Origin of the sequence: Cupriavidus consociatus, assembly GCF_017814975.1 — a bacterium.
In the GTDB taxonomy this organism is placed as follows: domain Bacteria; phylum Pseudomonadota; class Gammaproteobacteria; order Burkholderiales; family Burkholderiaceae; genus Cupriavidus; species Cupriavidus consociatus.
This window is the reverse complement of the sequence record NZ_JAGIQA010000135.1, coordinates 1-1,066: the sequence shown is the minus strand read 5'-3', so window position 1 is coordinate 1,066 and position 1,066 is coordinate 1. Positions and strand designations below refer to the sequence as shown.

Sequence of the window (1,066 nt, the reverse complement as noted above, 5' to 3'; positions counted from 1 at the left end):
CGTCCATGAACTGGGCAGGCTGCAGCGGGCGGCGGTCCACGCGCAGGTCGAAGATGTCGAAGCGGTTGTAATGGCCGGTGATGTCGTGCATCTGGCGCGGCTGAACGCAGCGCGATAAGTCGATATCGCCATACACGATGCCTTCTTCGTCAATCAACGGCTCCCCGATGACGCGGCCGTCCGGGCCCAGGATGCCGGAGAAGGCGCTGTTACGGCGCGACAGCAACTCCCGCGCCTTGGGGTTCAGCGGGCTCATGGCGTCGATGATCTCTTCCGACACGGTCGAGCACGACACCGCGGTGAATACCTTGCCTTCGAAACAGTGGGCCGCGGCGCGCACCTTGATAGCGTCGGCCATGTCGTAGTCGGCTGGGGCTACCGGCAGCGCGATATAGCTGGCCACGTGCATCAGCTCGCCTTGAGACAGCAGCGCAAATCGCGCCAGCGTGTTGGTGTTTTCGCCGCAGGCCAATGCGCCGAGCGGGCCGACGCTGGTCTGGTGCACACGCAGCGCCGAGGCGTCCCCATTGGCCCAGGTCAGCTTTTCGGCCCAGGTGGGCACCAGCTTGCGGTGCCGGCCCAGAATGCGGCCTTCGTCGCTGATGGTCACCAGGGTATTGAAGATCGTGCCAATGCCGGTGCGGCTGCGCTCGTTGACGCCGACAACCACGTTGATGTGGTTGGCCTGGGCCGCCTGCGCGATCTTGCGGATCTCGGGACCGGGGATCTCGATCGAAGCCTTGACCAGCTTCTCGAACCAGGGGCTCGCGTCGACCGGGTTGGTCAGCCAGCTCCAGTATGGGTAGCCGGCCACGAAGACCTCGGGGAATGCGACCAGGCTGGCGCCGTTGTCGGCGGCTTCCCGGATCAGGCGGCAGACCTTGTCGACCGTGGCGTCGGCATCGAGGAAAACCGGTGCGGCCTGCACGGCCGCAGCCTTGAACTTGGGCAGGTTGAGCATTTGTGTGTCTCGCTTGCAGCGTTGTCCCCGCATGCGCGGGGATAACGGGGTTTAGACTGCCACCACCGGGTGACGCAGCTCACCGATGCCTTCCACCGTGGCCAC

At 65.1% G+C, this 1,066-nt stretch carries 1 protein-coding gene; it reads right to left on the bottom strand.

Annotation, left to right across the window (positions count from 1 at the left end; all coding sequences use genetic code 11):
- On the bottom strand, positions 1–961 hold a 961-nt coding region (locus tag J8I82_RS37755; protein WP_209765723.1), incomplete at its 3' end, for a carbon-nitrogen hydrolase family protein.
- Positions 962–1,066 lie beyond the last annotated feature (105 nt).